The sequence below is a fragment of the Curtobacterium uvaldense genome (assembly GCF_028307415.1).
Classification (GTDB): Bacteria; Actinomycetota; Actinomycetes; order Actinomycetales; family Microbacteriaceae; genus Curtobacterium.
Genome location: NZ_JAQMHU010000010.1, coordinates 45,039 through 64,719 on the forward strand (window position 1 = coordinate 45,039; position 19,681 = coordinate 64,719).

Here is a 19,681-nt window from a genome sequence, read left to right on the forward strand (position 1 = left end):
GAGTCACGGTACATCGCGAGTGACCCGTTGTCACCAGGCCAGGATGCAGGACGGCCCCGCTCCCGGTGGGGAGCGGGGCCGTCCTGCGGAGCGGGCCTACTTCGCGGCGTCGTCCAGCGCCGCCTGTGCCTTCTCCGCCGCCGCGTCGAGGGCCTCCTTCGGGCTGGTCTTCAGCAGCATCGCGGACTGCAGCTGCGTCGACAGCGCCGCGCTCACCTCGCCGTACGCGGTGATCGACGGACGGGCCTTGGCGTACTCGAGCTCGTCGGCGAAGGCCTTGAGGCGCGGGTTCTCGTCCAGGTACTGCTTCCACGTCGCGTTGTCCGCCGTGGCCTGGTTCGCGGGGAGCAGGCCGGTCGCGATGTCCCACTTCGCCTGGGTGTCCGGGCTGAGCCACCACTGCAGGAACTTCCACGAGGCGTCCTGCTTCGCGGTCGTCGTCTCGATGATGTACGAGTTGTTCGTGCCGAGGTTCATCGCCGGCTCCTCGATGCCCGGGAGCGGGAAGACACCGACGTTCTCCTTGCCGAGCGTGCTGTCGATGGTCGACAGGTCGTACGCGCCGGTGATCGCCATCGCGGCCTTCTTCGACGTGAGCGCGGGGACGGCGCCGTTCGTCGAGGTGGTCAGGAGCGACTGCGGGTAGGCCGAGCCGTCCTGCAGCATGTCCGTCCACGCGGTGAGGGCCTTCACGCCCGCGTCGCTGTTGAACTCGACCTTGGTGTTGTCCTCGTTGAGGAAGTCGCCGCCGGCACCCCAGAGCATCGACTGCCAGGTGAAGACCGGCCACTCACCGGTACCGATCGGCAGGTAGGCGCCGTACTGGGTCGTGCCCTTGGTGAGCTTCTTCGCGTCGTCCTGGAACTCCGCCCACGTCGTCGGGGTGTCGGTGATGCCCGCGGCCTTGAACATCTCCTTGTTGTAGACGACGGCGTAGTCGCCGATGTCGGTCGGCAGCGTGTACTGCTTGCCGTCGAACTCGCCGGTCGAGAGCATGCCCTCGGTGAAGCTGTCCTTCGTGACGTCACCGCTCGACAGGTGGTCCTCGAGCGGCAGGACCTTGCCGGTCTGGATCACCTCGCCGGTCTGCTGCGGGGTGCTGTCGCCGAGCACCATGTCGGGACCGGTGTCGTTCTTCAGCGCGTTGATGAGCTTCGCGTCGAACTGGTCGGACGAGGCCGCGTACTGGGGCTGGACGTCGATCTCGTCCTGCGAGGAGTTGTACTCGTCGATGAGCTTCTTCACCTCGGTGGCCTGCGGCCCCGTGTAGTTGTGCCAGACCGTGATCGTGGTCTTGCCGCCGCTGCCGCCGGAGTTGCCGGTGACGGAGCCGCCGGAACACCCGGACAGGGCCAGTGCGGCACCCACGGCGAGGGCCGTGGCGCCGAGCAGTCGCTTGCGCATGAGTCGTCCTTTCTCGGACTTCGGGTGGAGCGAAGGGTGCCTCCGCGTGGAGCGGAGGGTGATGAGGAGGAGTGGAGCGAGGGGCGGTGCGGGATCAGCGGAGTCCGCCGGCCATGGCCGACACGATCTGCTTCTGGAAGATGATGAAGACGATGAAGACCGGCAGGATCGCCAGCGTCGAGCCGGCCATCAGCAGGTTGAAGCTCTGGCTCGCGTTCGCGGACTGCAGCTGCGTGAGGCCGACGGAGACGGTGAAGAACTCGGTCCGCGACGCCACGAGGAACTGGAAGAAGAAGTTGTTCCAGTTGTAGACGAACGACAGGACCGCGAAGGACCCGATCATCGGGGTCGCCATCGGCGTCACGACGGACCACATCCGCCGCCACACCCCGGCACCGTCCACCCGGCTGGCGTCCTCGATCTCGCTCGGGAACGACGTGAAGAACTGCCGGAAGAGGAAGGTGCCGAGGATCGACGGGATGTTCGGGACGATGAGGCCCTGGTAGCTGTTCAGCCAGTGCAGCGACGACAGCAGGGTGATGAGCGGCGTGAACACGACCTCGAACGGCACGAGGAGCGCGGCGAGCAGGACGACGAACACGATGTTCTTGCCGGGGAACTTCAGGCGCGAGAACGCGAAGCCCGCAGCCAGGCTCGTCACGATCTGCCCGAGGGTGGTCGCGATCGCCACGACCGTCGAGTTGAAGAAGTACAGCCCGAAGGGGGCGACGGTGAAGATGTCGGTGTAGTTCGACAGCTCCCACTGCCGCGGCAGGAAGGTCGGCGGGAAGGCGAGTGCCTCCTCCGAGGACTTGAAGCTCGTCAGCAGCATCCAGAGGAACGGGCCGAAGAACAGCACGACCGCGACGAGCAGGATGACGTGCCGCAGGACGGCGGGTGAGTGCTTGCGGAACAGCACGCCGAACGGGCGGCTGCGGTGCGGACGGGAGGTGCGGTGTGCGTCCGCCGGGAGGGTGCGGGAGGTGATCTGGGTCACGGTGGCGGTCCTAGTTCAGCTCGACGGGATCGCGGCGGTTGATGACCCGCAGCTGGACGACCGCGACGAGGATGCCGACGATGAGCAGGAGCACGGCGGCAGCGCTGGCCGAGCCACCGTGGAAGAACACGAAGCCCTGGTTGTAGATGTAGTAGAGGATCGTCTCGCTCGAGTTAATCGGGCCGCCCTGGGTCAGGACGTAGACCTGCGTGAAGACCTGCAGCGCGCCGATCACGCCGGTGATCGCGAGGAAGCCCGTGGTCGGGGCCACCAGGGGGAGCGAGATCCGGAAGAAGCGGCGGATCGGACCGGCGCCGTCGAGCGTCGCGGCCTCCATGTAGGACGCCGGGATGTTCGTGAGCGCGGCCGAGTAGATGATCATCGTGTAGCCGACGCCCTGCCAGATCGAGAACACGATCACCGAGACCAGGGCCCACGGCTCGGACGTCAGGAAGCCGATCGGGGGAGCACCGAGCGCGGTGACCACGCCGTTCACCAGACCACCGAGCGGCGACAGGATGAAGCTGAAGATCAGCGCGCTGCCGACGATCGGGGCGATGTACGGCACGAAGAGCAGTGCCCGGTAGACGCCGCGACCGCGGAACGGCTGCGCCAGCAGTGCCGCGAAGAACAGCCCGAGGGCCATCGTGATCGGCACCACGACCACCACGTACAGCGCCGTGTTGCCGGCCGCCCGGACGAACTCGCCGTCCTGGAACAGCCCGGTGAAGTTCGACAGGCCGACGAAGCCGTTCGTCTCGCCGGACGCGGGGTTCCAGTCGGTGAACGAGTAGAAGACGGTCTGCGCCAGTGGGTACAGGTAGAACAGCGCCAGCAGCACCGTCGTCGGGGCGATGAGCACGTAGCCCGCTCGGCCCTCGCGTCGTTCCATCCGGCTCGCGTCCGCAGTGGACGACCGTCGACCGGGGACACGCACCCGGGCCGGGTTCTCAACCGCACTCGTCATGCGGACCTCCTCTTGGCTCGTCGTTGAACGCTAGGAATCGGCTGTTTCGAGCAGATTACCGTTCGATCACCAAAAGTAAACAGTCGAATCTGCAACGACTTCGTTCGATAATCGACCGTTTCGTCGCTACAGTGTCGGCATGCACGAGCAGCACTTCCAGGACATGGACCGGAACCCCGGGTCCGTCGGGGACGTCCTCCGACTGATCCGCGTCTCGGACACGACCTCGCGCTCGAGCATCGCCAGGAGCACCGGACTCGCACCGTCCACGGCCTCGGCCCGGGTCGACGCACTGACCGCGCTCGGGCTCGTGCGCGAGAGCGGCGCCGAGGGGTCCCGCGGCGGCCGGCGTGCCCGGCGGCTCGAACTCGTGGCGGACGCCGGCTTCGTCGCCGCGGCCGACCTCGGCGCCCACCACGTGCGCATCGTGCTCACCGACCTGGCCGGCCGGATCGTCGCCGACACCGACGCCCTCGAGCACGGCGCCGCGACGGTGCCCGTCGCCGCCGGACCGCGGGCGTCGGTCGCCGCGCTGTGGGACCGGTTCGTCGAGCTCGCCCGCGACGCCGGCCTCGACACGACCCGCTTCCGCGGCGCCGCGATCAGCGTCCCTGCGCCCGTGTCGTACCCGGGCGGCAGCATCGCGACCCCGTCGTTCGAGCCGTCGTGGCACGGTGCCGTGCTGCCCGAGCTCTTCGCCGAGCACACCGACGCCCCCGTCCTCGTGGAGAACGACGCGAACCTCATCGCCCTGGCCGAGCGTCCGGGCCCCGACCGCACGGGCACGCTCGTCGCGGTGAAGCTCGGCACCCGCATCGGCTCGGGGGTGCTGCTCGACGGGCGCCTGCACCGCGGGGTGAGCGGTGCCGCCGGCGAGATCAGCCACACCCCGGTCGACGGCCAGGCCGCGATCGGCTGCACCTGCGGCGTGCCGGACTGCCTCGAGTCGGTGGCGTCCGGGGGCGCGATCGTGGCGCGGCTGCGCGCGGGCGGACGGCAGGTCGGCGGGACGAGCGACGTGCTCGCGCTCGCGGCGCAGGGCGACGCGGTCGTCCTCGACGAGCTCCGCCGGGCGGGGGAGCACATCGGCCGCGTGCTCTCCGGCATCGTGAACTTCTGCAACCCGAGCGAGGTCGTGCTGGCGGGGGCGATGTCGGCGTCGTCCGTCCTGGTCGCGACGATCCGCGGGGAGCTCTACCGGTCGTGCCTGCCGATGGTCGCGGACGCCCTCGACGTCCGGGCGAGCTCGTCCCCGCGCGACGCCGGCATCCGCGGGGCGACGGTGCTCGCGATCGACGAGGTGCTCGCACCGGCACGCGTCGACGAACTCGCCCGCGCGGCGACGGAGCGGACGGCATGAGCGCCGCGGGCACGGGCTCGCACGGCGGCCGGGAGGCATCGGGCGCGGTCGTCGCCGTCGACGTCGGCGGCACCACCGTCAAGGGGATGGTCCGGGTCGGTGACGTCGTCCTCGACCGCGCGGTCGTCCCCACCCTGGCGCCGGTCGCGGCGACCGACGCGCACGCGGCGGCCACGGACGCCGCCGTGGGCGGTCCGGCGCTCGCCGCCGTCACCGCCGTCGTCGACCGGCTCGCCGCCGCCGCAGCCACCGCCGGGCACCCGCTCGCCGCCATCGGTCTCTGCACGCCCGGGGTCGTCGACGCCGAGACCGGGACGGTGGTCGTCGCGGTCAACCTCGACTGGCACGACCTGCCCCTCGCCGGACTCCTGTGCGACCGGTACGGCGTCCCCGTCGCCGTCGCGCACGACGCCCGCGCTGCCGCGACGGCCGAGATCGCAGCACGCACCGCGGCGGGCCGGGACGTCGCCGAGCTGGTCTTCATCCCGATCGGGACCGGCGTCTCCGCGAGCCTGGTCGTCGACGGGCGCCTGGTGGTCGGGGCAGCCGGAGGTGCCGGCGAGGTCGGACACGTGTGCGTCCGACCGGGCGGCGAGCCCTGCACGTGCGGGCAGCGCGGGTGCGTCGAGGTGTACGCCTCCGCACGGAACATCCGACGGCGCTACCGCGCGGCCGGCGGTACGATCGACGGCGCGACCGAGGAGATCGTCGCCGCCGTGGACACCGACCCCGTGGCCGCCGCGGTCTGGGCCGACGCGGTCGACGCGCTCGCCGCCGGGATCGCGATCCTGTCCGCCGTGCTCGACCCGGCGGTGGTCGTCGTCGGCGGCGGACTCGGCGGGTCCGGGGAACGCCTGCTCGCCCCGCTGCGCACCGCGGTGGACGCGCGGCTCGGCTGGCGTCCCGCGCCCCGCATCGAGCAGTCCCTCGCGGGCGCCGGTGCCGGCCTGGCGGGAGCAGCCCTGCTCGCCCGCACCGCTGCGCAGTCGACCGCTGCGCAGTCGACCGCAGCGCAGTCGACCGCAGCGCAGTCGGCCCCTGCGCCGCCTGCCGCCACCACCGCTGCCCACGGCGCCGAACCCACCACGGACACCGCACCACCACGAACCAGGAGGACCCCATGACCGCTCAGCGACTCCGGATCGGCCTCGTCGGCGCGGGGGTGATCGCCCACGCGCACCTGCCGAACCTGCTCCGGATCGGGGACGTCGTCGTCTTCTCCGAGGTCGGCGCCGAGGACCTCGTCGCAGCACACGGCGGCGAGGTGGTCGACTCGCTCGACGAACTCCTCGCCCGCGTCGACGTGGTGGACGTCGTCGTCCCCACGTACGCCCACGCCGAGGTCGTGCGCGCGGCGCTCGCCGCCGGCAAGGACGTCATCAGCGAGAAGCCGCTCGCCCGCACCGACGCGGACGCCGACGACCTGGTCCGGCTCGCGCACGAGGCCGGTCGCCAGCTCTACCCGGCACACGTGGTCCGCTACTTCCCCGAGTACGTCCGTCTCAAGGCCGCGGTCGAGGCCGGGCAGCTCGGCGAACTGGCCGTCCTGCGGTTCGTCCGCTCGGGTGCGTTCCCGACCCGCTCCGCCTGGTTCGCCGACCCCGAGCTCTCGGGCGGCATCATCATGGACCAGATGATCCACGACCTGGACATCGCACGGTGGATCGCCGGCGACGTCGTCCGGGTCAGCGCGGTGCACGTCCGCAAGGGCACCGTCGACCACCCGGTCGAGGCGGCGCACGTGCTGCTCACCCACGCGTCCGGGGCGATCAGCCACGTCGCGGGCATCTGGGGGCCGGCGCACCTGCCGTTCGTCACCGAGTTCTCCGCCACCGGCACCCTCGGGTCCCTGTCGCACGACTCCCGCGCCGAGCGGAACTACACGGCGGAGCTCCTCGACGAAGCCGGGGTCGGCGGCGACCTGCCCGAGCTCGACCCCGCCGAGGACCCGTACTTCCTCGAGATCCGCGAGTACCTCGGGGCCTTCCGTGGCGGCGCGGTGCCCCGCGTGTCCGCCGAGGACGGCGCCACCGCGGTCCGCATCGTCAACGCCGCGCTGCGGTCGGTCGCGACGGGGCAGCCCGTCGACCTCGAGCCCGCCCCGGCGGCCGGGACGCACGAGGGGGCGACGGCGTGACCGCCCTGCGCATCGGCGTGCTGTCCTTCGCGCACACGCACGCCCTGTCCTACCTGTCCGCGCTGCAGGCGATGCCGGACGTCGAGGTCGTCGGCACCGACCCGGACGGCACCTCGACGGGCACCGACCTGGTCGACCTGCGCGGTCGTGCACTCGCCGACGCCCTCGGGGTCGCGTACGTCGACACCGTCGAGGAGCTGCTGGCGAGCGGGGTCGACGCCGTGGTGGTCACGAGCGAGAACGCCCGGCACCGCGCCCTGGTCGAACAGGCCGCCGCCGCCGGGGCCCACGTGCTGTGCGAGAAGCCGCTCGCCACGACCTGGGAGGACGGGCTCGCGATGCGCGCCGCCGCCGAGGCCGCCGGCGTGCTGCTCATGGTCGCCTTCCCGGTCCGCTTCGCGAGCACCTTCGCCCGGCTCGCCGCGACGAAGCGGTCCGGCCGCCTCGGCGAGGTGTTCTCGGTCCGCGGTGCCAACAACGGCATGCTGCCGCTGACCCGCTCGTGGTTCACGGAACCCGGACTGTCCGGCGGCGGCGCGATCGTCGACCACGTCGTGCACATCGCGGACCTGCTCGACGAGCTCCTGGACGGCACGCCGGCCGAGACCGTCACGGCGGTCACGAACCGGGTGCTGCACGCGTCGCGCGCGCAGGCCGAGACCGCCGGTCTGGTCACCATCACCTACGCCGACGGCACGATCGCGGCGATCGACTGCTCGTGGAGCCGTCCGGACACCTCGCCGGCGTGGGGTGGGCTGGCCCTCACCGTCGTCGGGACCGAGGGATCGGTGGACGTCGACTTCTTCCGGCCCAGCGTCCGCGGGCTCGACGCCGCGAGCGGCCGGTCGGTCGTCCTGCCCTACGGGCCGGACTTCGACGCCGCGATGCTCGACACGTTCGTCGCCGCGGTGCGCTCCGGCGAACAGCCCCAGCCCGACGCGGCCGTGGGACTGCGCACCCTGGCGATCGTGCTGGCAGCGCAGGAGTCGGCCGCGACCGGCGAGACGGTGCGGGTGCGGTCCGTCTGACCCGACCCGCTGACGGCCAGGAGGCGCGGTGCCGGCCGGCGCCGCGCCTCCAGGCCGTCAGCGGGTGCGGCCCGACCGCCGGGCGGTCGCGTCAGGAGCCACCGGCCGCCGCCCACAGGCGGCGTGCGTTCGCGAGTCCGCGCTCGACCGCGTCGACGTCGTCCTCGAGTCCCTCGAACTCGATCGACACCGGCCCGTCGAACCCGCTGGCGACGATCCGCTCGACGATCCGGCCGAGCGGCAGGTCGCCGTGCCCGACCACCGTGCCGAGGACGGCGCGACCGGCCAGCGTGGTGAGCCACCCGTCCGCCGCCGGCGGGGTCTCGCGCACCAGGAAGTCCTTGAGGTGCACGACCGCTGCGACCGGCAGCACCCGCTGGACCGCGCGCAGCGGGTCGTCGTCGAGGCAGACGAAGTTGCCGACGTCGAGCAGCGCGCGGAAGCCCGGGTGGTCGACCTCGTGCACCAGTCGCAGGATCCGCTCGCTGTCGTTGAAGGCGAAGCCGTGGTTCTCGACCATCGTCGTGATGCCGAGCGTCGCGGCGTGCTCGGCGACCGCGCGGCAGACCGGCACCACCTGCGCGAGCACCCGCTCGAACTCCGCGTGGTCGGCGTCCCGCCAGGCCCAGGGGACGACGTCGTGGCGGAGGTGCGTGATCCCGAGCCGGTGTGCGACGTCGAGGTGATCGTGGACGCGGGCGACCTCGGCGTCGACGGTCGCCGGGTCCGAGAAGTCCGCACCGATCACGTGGTTCGCGAGCCCGATCCCGCGGGTGGCGGCGTGCTCGCGCAACCGGTCGACGAGCTCGGGCTGCCGGGGGAGGTCGTCGCCGAACCCGCCCGCGGCGATCTCGAGGTGCTCGCCGCCGGCGTCCGCGACCCGGTCGACGACGTCGAGGATCGTCAGTGCACCGCGCTGGAGCGAGCGGGCGTAGCTGTAGGAGGACACTCCGAGTCGCATGGCGCGACCCTAGCCGCAGTCGGTGCGCCGCCACCAGGGGTGCTGCCCTGGCGTTGCGGGGACCACGGCAGGCGGCGGAAGAGCGGCATGAGCGGCTGCACCATCGGGCCGATCGCGAACGCCGCGACCACCGTGCCGACCCCGACGTCGCCGCCGAGGAGCCACCCGACCACGACGACGGTGACCTCGATGACCGTGCGGGCGAGCCACAGCGGCCAGCCGAACCGCTCGTGCACGCCGACCATCAGGCCGTCCCGGGCGCCGGTGCCGAGCCCGGCGCCGATGTAGCAGGCCGTCGCGACGGCGAGCAGCGCGAGCCCCGCGGCGAACAGCAGGATCCGGGGGACCATCCCGTCGGGCTCCGGCACGAGCCACAGCACCAGGTCGGCCGACGGGCCGATCGCCAGCACGTTGCAGAGCGTGCCGATGCCGGGCTTCTGGCGGAGCGGGATCCAGAGCAGCAGGATGACGACGCTCGACGCCACGGTGATGACGCCGAACGACCAGGGCAGCACGTTCTCCAGGCCCTGCGTCAGGACCGTCCACGATCCGACGCCGACCACGGCGCGGACCTGCAGCGCGGTCGAGGCGCCGTAGAGGAAGAGCCCGACGGCGAGCTGGACGGAGCGGAGCACGAGGGCGGTGGAGCGGCGCATGCACCGATGCTCCCGCCGGATTGGCCTGGCCGTCGAGAGCCAATCGGGCTAGCGTGGCCCCGTGCCCCCGGTCTCCCTCAGCGCCCGTGCCGCCGCCCTCCTGCTCGCCGACTGGCGGGACGGCACCGACGCCCCCGCGTACGAGGCCCTGTCCGACGCCGTCCGCGTGCTCGTCATCGACGGTCGGGTGCCGCTGGGCGTCCGGTTGCCCGCCGAACGCGGGCTCGCCGAGGCCCTCGGCGTCTCCCGGACGACCGTCGCGAACGCCTACGCCCGGCTGCGGGACGACGGGTTCGTGGTGTCGCTGCGCGGGTCCGGCAGCGTCGTGCACCTGCCGCGCGACCTGGCCGGTCGCCCCGACCCCGAGCGACTCGGCGGTGTGGTGCCCGGGGACCTGCTCGACCTGCGGAAGGCCGCCCTGCACGCCGCACCCGAGGTCGCCGACGCCGTCGAGCGGGCGGTCCGGTCCGTGCCCGCCGCGCTCGCCGGCATCGGCTACGACACCGTCGGCGACCCCGGGCTCCGCGCAGCGATCGCGGACCGGTACACCGAGCGCGGGTTGCCCACCGACCCCTCGCAGGTGATCGTCACGATCGGTGCCCAGCACGCGATCGCACTGCTCGCCCGCGTCCTCGTGCGCCGCGGCGACACCGTGCTCGTCGAGTCGCCGACGTACCCGCACGCGCACGAGGCCTTCCGCGAGGCCGGTGCGCGACTCGTCGGTGTGCCCGTCGACGCCCGCGCCGGCTGGGACGCGGCAGCGCTCGAGACGACCCTGCGCCGGACGGCCCCGGCGGTCGCCTACGTCATGCCCGAGCTCCACAACCCGACCGGGGCGACCATGACTGCCGACACCCGGCGGCTGCTGCTCGACGTCGCCGCGACGACCGGCACGACCGTGGTCGCCGACGAGACGATGGGGGAGCTCCGCATCGACGGGGACCCCGCGCCGCCGCTCGCCGCGGCCGAACCGTCGGGCGCCTCGGTCGTGATGATCGGCTCCGCCGCGAAGGTCTTCTGGGGCGGCCTGCGCATCGGTTGGGTCCGGGCCGCACCGGAGCTCCTCCAGCGCCTGCTGCTCGCCCGCCCGACGGGCGACCTCGGCACGCCGGTCCTCGACCAGCTCGTCGCGCGCGAGCTCGTGCCGCGCACGGCGGCCGTCCTGGAGGGGCGGCGCACCTTCCTGCGCGCCGGTCGCGACGAGCTCGTGGCCGGCCTGCGCGCCCGGCTGCCCGAGTGGGACGTCCCGTCGCCGGCAGGCGGGTTGACGACGTGGGTCGGGCTCGGCCGTCCGGTGTCGAGCGCACTCGTCCTGGCCGCGCGGGCCGAGGGGGTGCTCCTGGCATCGGGTGGGGTGTTCGGCCCCGACGGCGGGTTCGAGCGGTTCCTCCGGGTGCCCTGGACGACGGCCGCGGCGGACCGGGAGCGCCTGGTCGACGTGCTCGGGCGCGCGTGGTCGCGGATCGGTGGCGAGGCAGCGGGCGCCCGGGGGTCGCTCGCCGCGGTGGTCTGAACGCCCGGTCGTCCACAGGTGCACGTTCGTCCACGGACCTGCGCCGGGCGGTCTGGTTCGCAGGTGGAACTGCGAGGATCGGCACGTGCACCTCCTCTCGGTCTTCAGCCTCCGGAACCGCGCCCTCATCGCGCTCGTCACGATCGTCGTCGCGGTGTTCGGCGGCGTCGCCCTGACGAACCTCAAGCAGGAGCTCATCCCGAGCGTCCAGTTCCCCCAGGTGGCGATCGTCAGCGCCTACCCCGGTGCGACACCGGAGGTCGTGTCGAACGACGTCTCGACGAAGATCGAGCAGGCCATCCAGGTCGTGCCGAACCTCGAGTCGACGAGTGCGACCTCCTCGACCGGGCAGAGCGTGGTGTCCGCCTCGTTCGACTACGGGTCGAACCTGGCCAGCGCCGAGGACAAGATCCAGACCGCGGTGAACGCCCTGTCGCTGCCGGACACCGTGCAGACCCAGATCGTCACCGGGTCCTTCGACGACCTGCCCGTGCTGCAGCTCGCCGTCACCGCCTCGGGCAACCAGGAGCAGCTCGTCGACCGGCTGAACGCCACGGCGGTGCCCGACCTCGAGAAGCTCGACGGCGTGCGGCAGGCCGACGTCTTCGGCAACCCCGGCCGCCGCATCGTGATCACCCCGGACGAGGACGAGCTCGCGGCACGGGGGCTCACGACGCAGTCGATCTCGGACGCCCTCGACGACAACGGCACGCTGATCCCCGGTGGCACGATCACGCAGGACGGCACGACCCTCTCGGTGCAGACCGGGCAGCGCATCGCGTCGCTCGACGACATCCGCGGGCTGCCCCTGACGGCGTCGAGCGGGTCCGGGTCGTCCGGCTCGTCGGCCGGTGGATCGTCCACGGGCGGTGCTGCGACGGACTCCGGCAGTGCCGCGGGCGCTCCCGGCAGCACCGGCACGGCCACCGGCTCCGCGGGTTCCGGGGACGGCACCGCGGGCGGGACGGCCGCGGGCCAGGGCCAGACCGGTGCGACCGGCACCGGGACGACCGCGACCGGCGGTGCGGGCGGGAGCACCGCCTCCACGCCGACCTCGCTCGGTGACGTCGCGACGGTGCAGATCGAGGAGTCGCCGAGCACCTCGATCAGCCGCGTCGACGGCAAGACCGCGCTGACCATCGCGATCACGAAGACGCAGGAGGCGAACACCGTCGACGTCTCCGAGACGGTGAAGGCCGCACTGCCCGGCATCGAGGCCAAGGTCACCGGCGACCCGCAGTTCACCGTGGTGTTCGACCAGGCGCCCTACATCCAGCAGTCCATCGACTCCCTGGCGGAGGAGGGCCTGCTCGGCCTCGGGTTCGCGGTCGTCGTCATCCTGGTGTTCCTGCTGTCGTGGCGGTCGACGCTGGTGACCGCGATCTCGATCCCGACCTCGGTGCTGCTCGCCGCGATCGGCATGCAGGCCGCCGGCTACACCCTCAACATCATCACGCTCGCCGCGCTCACCATCGCGATCGGCCGCGTGGTCGACGACTCGATCGTCGTCATCGAGAACATCAAACGGCACCTGCAACCCGGCGTCGACCGCGGGCGGGCGGTGCTCGACGCCGTGCGCGAGGTCGCCGGGGCGGTCACCGCCTCGACGCTCACGACCGTCGCGGTCTTCCTGCCGGTCGCGTTCGTCGCCGAGCTCGTCGGCGAGCTGTTCCGGCCCTTCGCGCTCACGGTCACGATGGCGTTGCTCGCGTCGCTGTTCGTGTCGCTGACGATCGTGCCCGTGCTCGCGTACTGGTGGCTCCGGGCGCCGAAGACGCACCGGCACGCGGCGGTGCCGACCACCGGATCGACCGAGACCGGGTCGACCGAGACCGTGCCCGCGAGCTCGTCGGCACCGGTGTCGGCTGCGTCCGGGGCGGCTGGACCGACGTCGACCGGGGCGCTGACCTCGGCCGACGACCTGCACGACGCCGGGACGTCCGACCGGCTGCGTCGCGGGTACCTGCCCGTCCTCCGCTGGGCGGTCGGCCGCCCGGCGCTCGTCCTCGTGCTCGCCCTGGTCGTCCTCGGCGGCACCGCAGCGGCCGTGCCCTTCGTCAAGACGAACTACCTCGGCGACTCCGGGCAGAACACCTTCACCGTGACGCAGGACCTCGAGCCGGGCACCAGTCTCGACGAGCAGTCGGACGCCGCGCGCAAGGTCGAGCGGGTGCTGCAGGACGTCTCCGGCGTCGAGACCGTGCAGACCACGATCGGGTCGAGCGGCCAGTCCATCCAGGCCGCCTTCGGCGGCGGTGCATCTGCCTCCGTGCAGTACAACGTCACGACCGACGCCGGGGTGGACCAGACGACGATCCAGTCCGAGGCCCGCGACCGCATCGAGCGGATCGACGGCGTCGGCGAGGTCAGCCTGTCGAGCGCCGGTGGCGGCTTCGGCGGGTCGAGCGACATCGAGGTGGACGTCACCGCGCCGACCCAGGCCGAGCTGCAGACCGCGGCGGAGAAGGTCCTCACCGAGATGCGCGGCGTCGACGGCACCACCGCGGCGTCGAGCAACCTGTCCGCCGCCGAGCCGTACCTGGCCGTCCGGGTCGACCGGACGAAGGCCGCCGAGCGCGGGCTCACCGAGACCCAGGTCGGCGGGATCGTCGCCGCTGCGGTCTCGCCGCGGGACACCGGCAGCGTCGAGATCGACGACGCCACCCTCGACGTCTACATCGCCGACCCGGAGCCGCCGACCACCATCGACGCGCTGAAGTCGCTGTCGATCCCGACCGCGAGCGGCGAGGTTCCGCTGACCGACGTCGCGACGGTCGAGCAGTCCGACGGTCCGACCACCATCACCACGTCGAGCGCCGTCCGCACGGCGACCATCACGGTCACGCCCGACTCGACGAACCTCGGACAGGCGGTGCAGAACGTCACGACGGCCGTCGATGCCCTCGACCTGCCGAAGGGTGCGTCGGCGACGATCGGCGGTGTGGCGTCGAGCCAGTCGTCGGCGTTCAGCCAGCTGCTGCTCGCCGTGCTCGTCGCGATCCTGATCGTCTACGTGATCATGGTCGCGACCTTCCGGAGCCTGCTGCAGCCGATCCTGCTGCTGCTCTCGGTGCCGTTCGCGGCGACCGGTGCGCTGCTCCTGCAGATCGTGACCGGCATCCCGCTCGGGGTCGCGTCGCTCATCGGCCTGCTCATGCTCGTCGGCATCGTCGTCACGAACGCGATCGTGCTCATCGACCTCGTCAACCAGTACCGCCGCCGTGGGCTCCGCGTCCGCGAGGCACTGATCGAGGGAGCGACCCGCCGCCTCCGGCCGATCCTCATGACGGCGCTCGCGACGATCTTCGCGCTGCTGCCGATGGCGGTCGGGCTGACGGGGAAGTCGGGCTTCATCTCGCAGCCGCTCGCCCTGGTGGTGATCGGCGGTCTGGTGTCCTCGACGCTGTTGACCCTCGTCGTGCTGCCGGCGCTGTACTCGGTGGTGGAGGGCTTCCGGGAACGCCGGGCCGACCGGCGGGCGGAGCGGGAGGCGGCAGCAGAGCACTGACACCGGGCGCCGGGGTCCGGACGCTCGAGGCGTCAGTCGCGGGTGCCGGACCGAGGGCGCCGGACCGCGGGCGCCGGGTGTTGGGCGTCAGACGGCGGACGCCGGGGTCCGGATGCCCGAGACCCGCGTCAGTCGCTGGTGCCGGACTCCTCGGCGTCGACCTGCCGGAACCACGACACGAGCACGCAGGTCAGGGTCACGAGGAACACGACGGCGGCACCCTGGGCGGCGATCGCCATGTGCCCGGTGGCCGCCGAGTATCCGCCGAAGGCCACGGCGGCGGCGAACGACAGCCCGAGCAGCAGCTCCGCGTACGTCCGGACGGAGGTCCGGGTGGGCCACTCGGTGACGGGGCGCGCGGGACGGCTCGTGGTGTCGGTCACCCCTCGAGTGTGCGCGGACGCCCCATCCCCCCGCACACCCGAGTCCGGGTGCCACCCGCACGGGGCACGGCCCGGCCGGACCCGTCAGCGGAGGCGGTCGCGGAGGAACGCCACCACCCGCTCGCTCATCGCCCGGTCGAGCTGAGCGATCGAGTGCGCCGTCCCCTCGACCGCGACGAACGTCACGGGGACGTCGTGCTCGCGCAGGGTGGCGACGAACTCCTGCGACTCCCACAGCGGGATGAACTCGTCGGTGGAGTGCCCCACGAAGAACGGAGCGGTCTCGTCGGTGACGTGGTACCCCGGCGAGGCCGCCCGTGCCGCCGGGCACGTCGTGTAGTCCCGGCAACCGAGGTAGAGCAGCTGCTTCCGCTGGAACGACGCCGACACCCCGTCCGGCTCGGTCGACCGCGTCGTGAGGTCGGTCGGACCGCTGAGGTCGACGACCGCGCGGATGCGGTCCCCGGCGGCCCACGCGGCCGACTCGTGGTCGGTCACCGCGAGCATCGCCACGAGGTTGCCTCCCGCGCTGCCGCCGAAGAGCCCGACGCGGTCCGGGTCGATGTCGTAGGTCCCCAGCGTCGCGGGTCGGAACACCCAGTCGAGCGCTCGGCGGACGTCGTCGAGCCCCGCCGGGAACGGGTCCGTCGGTGCGAGGCGGTAGTCCACGTTCACGGTGACGAAGCCCTCGGACGCCAGGTACTGGCACACCGCCCGGTAGGCGGCCGTCGCCTTGTCACCGTGCGACCAGCTGCCCCCGTGGACGAGCATCACGGCCGGTCGGCCGCCGGCAGCACGGGTGTCCCGTGCGTCCGCGCGCGCAGTGGCGTCACCGGCCGGCGTCGCTGGCGTCGACGTCGGGGTCGCCGTGGTGTCCGGTGCGCTGTCGGGCGGCAGGCACACGTCGAGGCGCTGCAGCGGTTCCCGACCGTAGGGCACGTCGGCGACGACCTCGATGCCGGGGTAGCGCAGCGACAGCGGGTAGATCACGGGGTCGGCGGTGACGACGTCGTCACGGTCGCCCGCCGGTGTGCCGCTGCACGACCCGAGCACGGCCGTCGCCACGAGCGCGGTGAGGAGCGCGAGCAGGGTGCGGCCGGTCTTCATCGACGTCCACGCTAATCCCGCCCGCTCGGCACTGCGTCCGCCGTCCGGACGAGTGGGCTCCTCCCCGCGGTCGAGCCGGGCACACGCGGCCGAGCCGGGCACACCTGGTCGAACCGGGCGTACCTGGTCGGACCGGGCACACCTGGTCGTCCCGGGCGTACCTGGTCGAACAGATCGACCAGGTACGCCCGATCTCGCCAGGTACACCCGAAGTCACCGGGCGCCCGGGCCGCCCGATCTCGCCAGGTACGCCCGATCTCGCCAGGGACGCCGGGATCCGCCGGGTGCCAGGATGGGCACGAGACCCGCAGGAGGACCCGTGAGCCGTCGCAAGGCCTGGAACACCGACCCCGAACCGCTGCTCCGCGTCGAGGAGGGTTTCCGCCTCGACCGCGTCGACCCCGACGGCACGCCGGGCTTCCCCGGCCGCAAGATCGACGGGCTCGAGGCTCTCGCCGCCGGTGCCGACCGCCTCGCCGCCCTGCAGGAACGCCTGCACGCCGCGAGCACCGCCGGCGACCAGCGTCGTGTGCTCCTCGTGCTGCAGGCGATGGACACCGCGGGCAAGGGCGGCATCGTCTCGCACGTCGTCGGCGCGGTCGACCCGAACGGCGTCCACTACGCGGGCTTCGGGGTGCCCACCGCCGAGGAGCGCGAGCACGACTTCCTCTGGCGCATCGAACGGCAGCTCCCCGCGGCGGGGCAGCTCGGTGTGTTCGACCGATCCCACTACGAGGACGTCCTCGTCCAGAAGGTGCGCGCGTTCGCCCCGCCCGAGGAGATCGAGCGTCGGTACGGCGCGATCGTCGACTTCGAGGACCGTCTGGTCGAGCAGGGCACGACGATCGTCAAGGTCATGCTGCACATCTCGAAGGACGAGCAGCGCGAGCGCCTCGGCGACCGGCTGGACCGCCCCGACAAGCACTGGAAGTTCACCCCGGGCGACATCGACGATCGTCTGCTGTGGGACGAGTACCAGCAGGCGTACCAGACGGTGTTCGAGCGCACCTCGACGGCCCGGGCGCCCTGGTACGTCGTCCCCGCGAACCGCAAGTGGTACGCCCGACTCGCCGTGCAGCAGCTCCTGCTCCGCGCGCTCGAGGACCTCCAGCTCACCTGGCCCGCTGCCGACTTCGACGTGGCCGAGCAGCGACGGCGGCTCGCGGAGTCCTGATCCCGCTCACGGTCTGGAGGCCCTCCGCCCCTCCGCCCCGCGGCCCACGGCCCGCGCACGGCCGGCAGTCGGTCGGTCGGGGGTGGCCAGGCGGGCTCGTGTCGCGTAGACTCGCTCGGTCGGCCTTCGGCACCGCGGCATGTGACCGCGGGTTTCGTTTGGGTGTGTGTGCGCTCGAGGGCTGGATTCACGTCGATCCGCGACGGGAAGAACCCCCTCCCCGCTGAAGAGCCCCCGCCGATGTCGCTGCCGGGCGCTGTGGGACGTCTGCACCCCGGAAAGTAGCAATGGCCCCGTACGACAAGGGCGCGCGTCAGCGTGCCGACGACCGAGTCCGCCACGCGAACGGCACGCCCGCCGCTCGCAGCAGCAAGCACCGCGGGTTCCGCGCCGCCGACCCGGCCCAGCCGCGGCAGAAGCAGCGCTGGGACGCCGAGGAGCGTCGCGGCCGCGCATCGCAGGGCGAGCGCCCGGCCCGCCCGAACTGGGAGCCGCGCGACGGCGGCCAGCGCCGTGACGACCGCGGCGGGCGCGGGTTCGACCGTGACCGTGGTGGTCGTGGCCACGACCGCGACGACCGTGCCCCGCGTCGGTTCGACCGTGACGACCGTGCCCCGCGTCGTTTCGACCGTGACGACCGTGCCCCTCGTCGTGACGACGACCGTGGTGCTCGTCGGTTCGACCGTGACGACCGTGCTCCGCGCCGGTTCGACCGCGACGACCGCGCTCCCCGGCGTGATGACGACCGTGCCCCGCGTCGGTTCGACCGTGACGACCGTGCCCCGCGCCGGTTCGACCGCGACGACCGCGCTCCTCGCCGTGATGACGACCGTGCCCCGCGTCGGTTCGACCGTGACGACCGTGCGCCCCGTCGTGACGACGACCGCGCCCCGCGCCGGTCCGACCGTGACGACCGTGCCCCCCGTCGCGATGACGACCGTGGTGCTCGTCGGTTCGACCGTGACGACCGCGCCCCGCGTCGGTTCGACCGTGACGACCGTGCGCCCCGTCGTGAGGACGACCGTGGCGCCCGTCGGTTCGATCGTGACGACCGTGCGCCCCGTCGTGACGACGATCGTGGTGCCCGTCGGTTCGACCGCGATGACCGCGCCCCGCGTCGCTCCTTCGACCGCGACGACCGCCCGCAGCGCCGCTCCTCCGACGACGACCGCGCGCCCCGCCGCGACCGCGACGACTCCCGCGGCTCGTACGTCCCCGCGGACGACGTCAAGCTCGAGAAGCTCCAGGCCGAGGCGACCGTCGCGGCCGACGTCGAGGGCGTGACCTTCGCCGACCTCGGCATCGGCGGCAACATCTCCCGCGCCCTGGCCGAGATGGGCGCCACGGCCCCGTTCCCGATCCAGGCGGCGACGATCCCCGACGTGCTGTCCGGCAAGGACGTCCTCGGCCGTGGCCGCACCGGTTCCGGCAAGACGATCGCGTTCGGTGCACCCCTGGTCGAGAAGCTCATGGAGCACGGCGGCGGGACGAAGCGCAAGATGGGCCGCGCCCCGCGTGCGCTCATCCTCGCCCCGACGCGCGAGCTCGCCCTGCAGATCGACCGCACGGTGCAGCCGATCGCCCGTTCGGTGGGCCTCTTCACGACGCAGATCTACGGCGGTGTGCCCTACGGTCGCCAGGAGGGTGCCCTCGAGCGTGGCGTCGACATCATCGTCGGCACGCCCGGCCGGGTGCAGGACCTCATGAACAAGGGGAAGCTCGACCTCAGCGAGGTCGTCGTCTCCGTGCTCGACGAGGCCGACCACATGTGCGACCTCGGGTTCCTCGAGCCGGTGCGCGAGATCCTCTCCGCGACCGCCGAGGTCACCCCGCAGGGCAACCGCGCCCAGAAGCTCCTGTTCAGCGCCACGCTCGACGCCCAGGTCGCGTCGCTCGTGTCCGAGTTCCTGCACGAGCCGAGCGTCCACGAGGTCGCCGGCGAGGACCAGGCGTCCTCGACCATCGACCACCGCGTGCTGGTCGTCGAGCAGCGCCAGAAGGACCAGGTCCTCGAGGAGCTCGTCGCCGGTGACGGCAAGACGATCGTCTTCGCCCGTACCCGGGCCTACGCCGAGCGCCTGGCCGACCAGTTCGAGGACGCCGGCATCCGGGCGACCTCGCTCCACGGTGACCTCAACCAGTCGCGCCGCACGCGCAACCTGCAGCTGCTCACGAGCGGCCGGGTGAACGTCCTCGTCGCGACGGACGTCGCGGCGCGCGGCATCCACGTCGACGACGTGTCGCTCGTCGTGCAGGCGGACGCCCCGGACGACTACAAGGCGTACATGCACCGCTCCGGCCGCACCGGCCGTGCCGGCAAGGAGGGCACCGTCGTCACGCTCGTCCCGCGTGGCCGCGTCCGGAAGATCGAGGGCATCCTCGAGAACGCCGAGATCGAGGCGGACCTCGTGCAGGCCGCCCCCGGCGACGGCATCGTCGCGGAGCTCGCGGCGCGCTAGACGCGACCACCTCGACCGACGGGAGGC

The 19,681-nt window shown here is 72.6% G+C and carries 15 protein-coding genes; 8 read left to right on the forward strand and 7 right to left on the reverse strand.

Features of this window, described 5'->3' with window-relative positions:
* Nucleotides 1-96: 96 nt before the first annotated feature.
* From PIJ49_RS07820 to PIJ49_RS07830, 3 genes are all read right to left on the reverse strand, one after another.
* Nucleotides 97-1,404, reverse strand: a complete 1,308-nt coding sequence (locus PIJ49_RS07820) for an ABC transporter substrate-binding protein (RefSeq protein ID WP_066652171.1) — start codon at nucleotides 1,402-1,404, stop codon at nucleotides 97-99.
* A 94-nt stretch (nucleotides 1,405-1,498) separates the two neighbouring features.
* Nucleotides 1,499-2,401 (reverse strand): carbohydrate ABC transporter permease, encoded by a 903-nt coding sequence (locus tag PIJ49_RS07825; RefSeq protein WP_271826257.1) that lies wholly within the window; start codon nucleotides 2,399-2,401, stop codon nucleotides 1,499-1,501.
* A 10-nt stretch (nucleotides 2,402-2,411) separates the two neighbouring features.
* Nucleotides 2,412-3,368 carry a carbohydrate ABC transporter permease gene (locus PIJ49_RS07830; RefSeq protein ID WP_081984625.1) on the reverse strand — a complete coding sequence of 319 codons (957 nt, stop codon included), beginning with the start codon at nucleotides 3,366-3,368 and terminating at the stop codon, nucleotides 2,412-2,414.
* Nucleotides 3,369-3,507: 139 nt separating this feature from the next.
* On the opposite strand from PIJ49_RS07830, the gene PIJ49_RS07835 reads away from it, so the two are divergent.
* From PIJ49_RS07835 to PIJ49_RS07850, 4 genes are read left to right on the forward strand one after another with little or no spacing between them, the layout of a single operon-like run.
* On the forward strand, nucleotides 3,508-4,728 hold the full coding sequence (locus PIJ49_RS07835) for an ROK family transcriptional regulator (RefSeq protein ID WP_066652175.1): 1,221 nt from the start codon (nucleotides 3,508-3,510) through the stop codon (nucleotides 4,726-4,728).
* Nucleotides 4,725-5,852 carry an ROK family protein gene (locus PIJ49_RS07840; protein WP_271826258.1) on the forward strand — a complete coding sequence of 376 codons (1,128 nt, stop codon included), beginning with the start codon at nucleotides 4,725-4,727 and terminating at the stop codon, nucleotides 5,850-5,852. Before PIJ49_RS07835 ends, PIJ49_RS07840 begins: the two co-directional genes overlap by 4 nt.
* Nucleotides 5,849-6,865, forward strand: a complete 1,017-nt coding sequence (locus PIJ49_RS07845) for a Gfo/Idh/MocA family protein (protein ID WP_271826259.1) — start codon at nucleotides 5,849-5,851, stop codon at nucleotides 6,863-6,865. Before PIJ49_RS07840 ends, PIJ49_RS07845 begins: the two co-directional genes overlap by 4 nt.
* On the forward strand, nucleotides 6,862-7,893 hold the full coding sequence (locus PIJ49_RS07850; RefSeq protein ID WP_271826260.1) for a Gfo/Idh/MocA family protein: 1,032 nt from the start codon (nucleotides 6,862-6,864) through the stop codon (nucleotides 7,891-7,893). The genes PIJ49_RS07845 and PIJ49_RS07850 overlap by 4 nt, the downstream gene beginning before the upstream one ends.
* Before the next feature lie 91 nt (nucleotides 7,894-7,984).
* On the opposite strand, the gene PIJ49_RS07855 is transcribed toward PIJ49_RS07850, so the two are convergent.
* Entirely contained in the window at nucleotides 7,985-8,854 is an 870-nt protein-coding gene (locus PIJ49_RS07855) for a sugar phosphate isomerase/epimerase family protein (protein ID WP_271826261.1), read from the reverse strand.
* A complete protein-coding gene (yczE, locus tag PIJ49_RS07860; RefSeq protein WP_271826262.1) occupies nucleotides 8,797-9,510 on the reverse strand; it encodes a membrane protein YczE in 714 nt (237 codons plus the stop codon). Before yczE ends, PIJ49_RS07855 begins: the two co-directional genes overlap by 58 nt.
* Nucleotides 9,511-9,571: 61 nt before the next feature.
* On the opposite strand from yczE, the gene yczR reads away from it, so the two are divergent.
* Nucleotides 9,572-11,023, forward strand: coding sequence for a MocR-like transcription factor YczR (gene yczR / locus PIJ49_RS07865; RefSeq protein ID WP_271826263.1), 1,452 nt, complete (start codon nucleotides 9,572-9,574; stop codon nucleotides 11,021-11,023).
* A gap of 85 nt (nucleotides 11,024-11,108) precedes the next feature.
* On the forward strand, nucleotides 11,109-14,531 hold the full coding sequence (locus tag PIJ49_RS07870; RefSeq protein ID WP_271826264.1) for an efflux RND transporter permease subunit: 3,423 nt from the start codon (nucleotides 11,109-11,111) through the stop codon (nucleotides 14,529-14,531).
* Between the two features lie 128 nt (nucleotides 14,532-14,659).
* On the opposite strand, the gene PIJ49_RS07875 is transcribed toward PIJ49_RS07870, so the two are convergent.
* Nucleotides 14,660-14,914, reverse strand: a complete 255-nt coding sequence (locus PIJ49_RS07875) for a hypothetical protein (protein ID WP_271826265.1) — start codon at nucleotides 14,912-14,914, stop codon at nucleotides 14,660-14,662.
* An 84-nt stretch (nucleotides 14,915-14,998) separates the two neighbouring features.
* Nucleotides 14,999-16,021 carry an alpha/beta hydrolase gene (locus tag PIJ49_RS07880; protein WP_271826266.1) on the reverse strand — a complete coding sequence of 341 codons (1,023 nt, stop codon included), beginning with the start codon at nucleotides 16,019-16,021 and terminating at the stop codon, nucleotides 14,999-15,001.
* 292 nt (nucleotides 16,022-16,313) lie between these two features.
* On the opposite strand from PIJ49_RS07880, the gene PIJ49_RS07885 reads away from it, so the two are divergent.
* Nucleotides 16,314-17,195, forward strand: coding sequence for a PPK2 family polyphosphate kinase (locus PIJ49_RS07885; protein ID WP_442874616.1), 882 nt, complete (start codon nucleotides 16,314-16,316; stop codon nucleotides 17,193-17,195).
* A 287-nt stretch (nucleotides 17,196-17,482) separates the two neighbouring features.
* Nucleotides 17,483-19,654, forward strand: a complete 2,172-nt coding sequence (locus PIJ49_RS07890) for a DEAD/DEAH box helicase (protein ID WP_271826268.1) — start codon at nucleotides 17,483-17,485, stop codon at nucleotides 19,652-19,654.
* Nucleotides 19,655-19,681 lie beyond the last annotated feature (27 nt).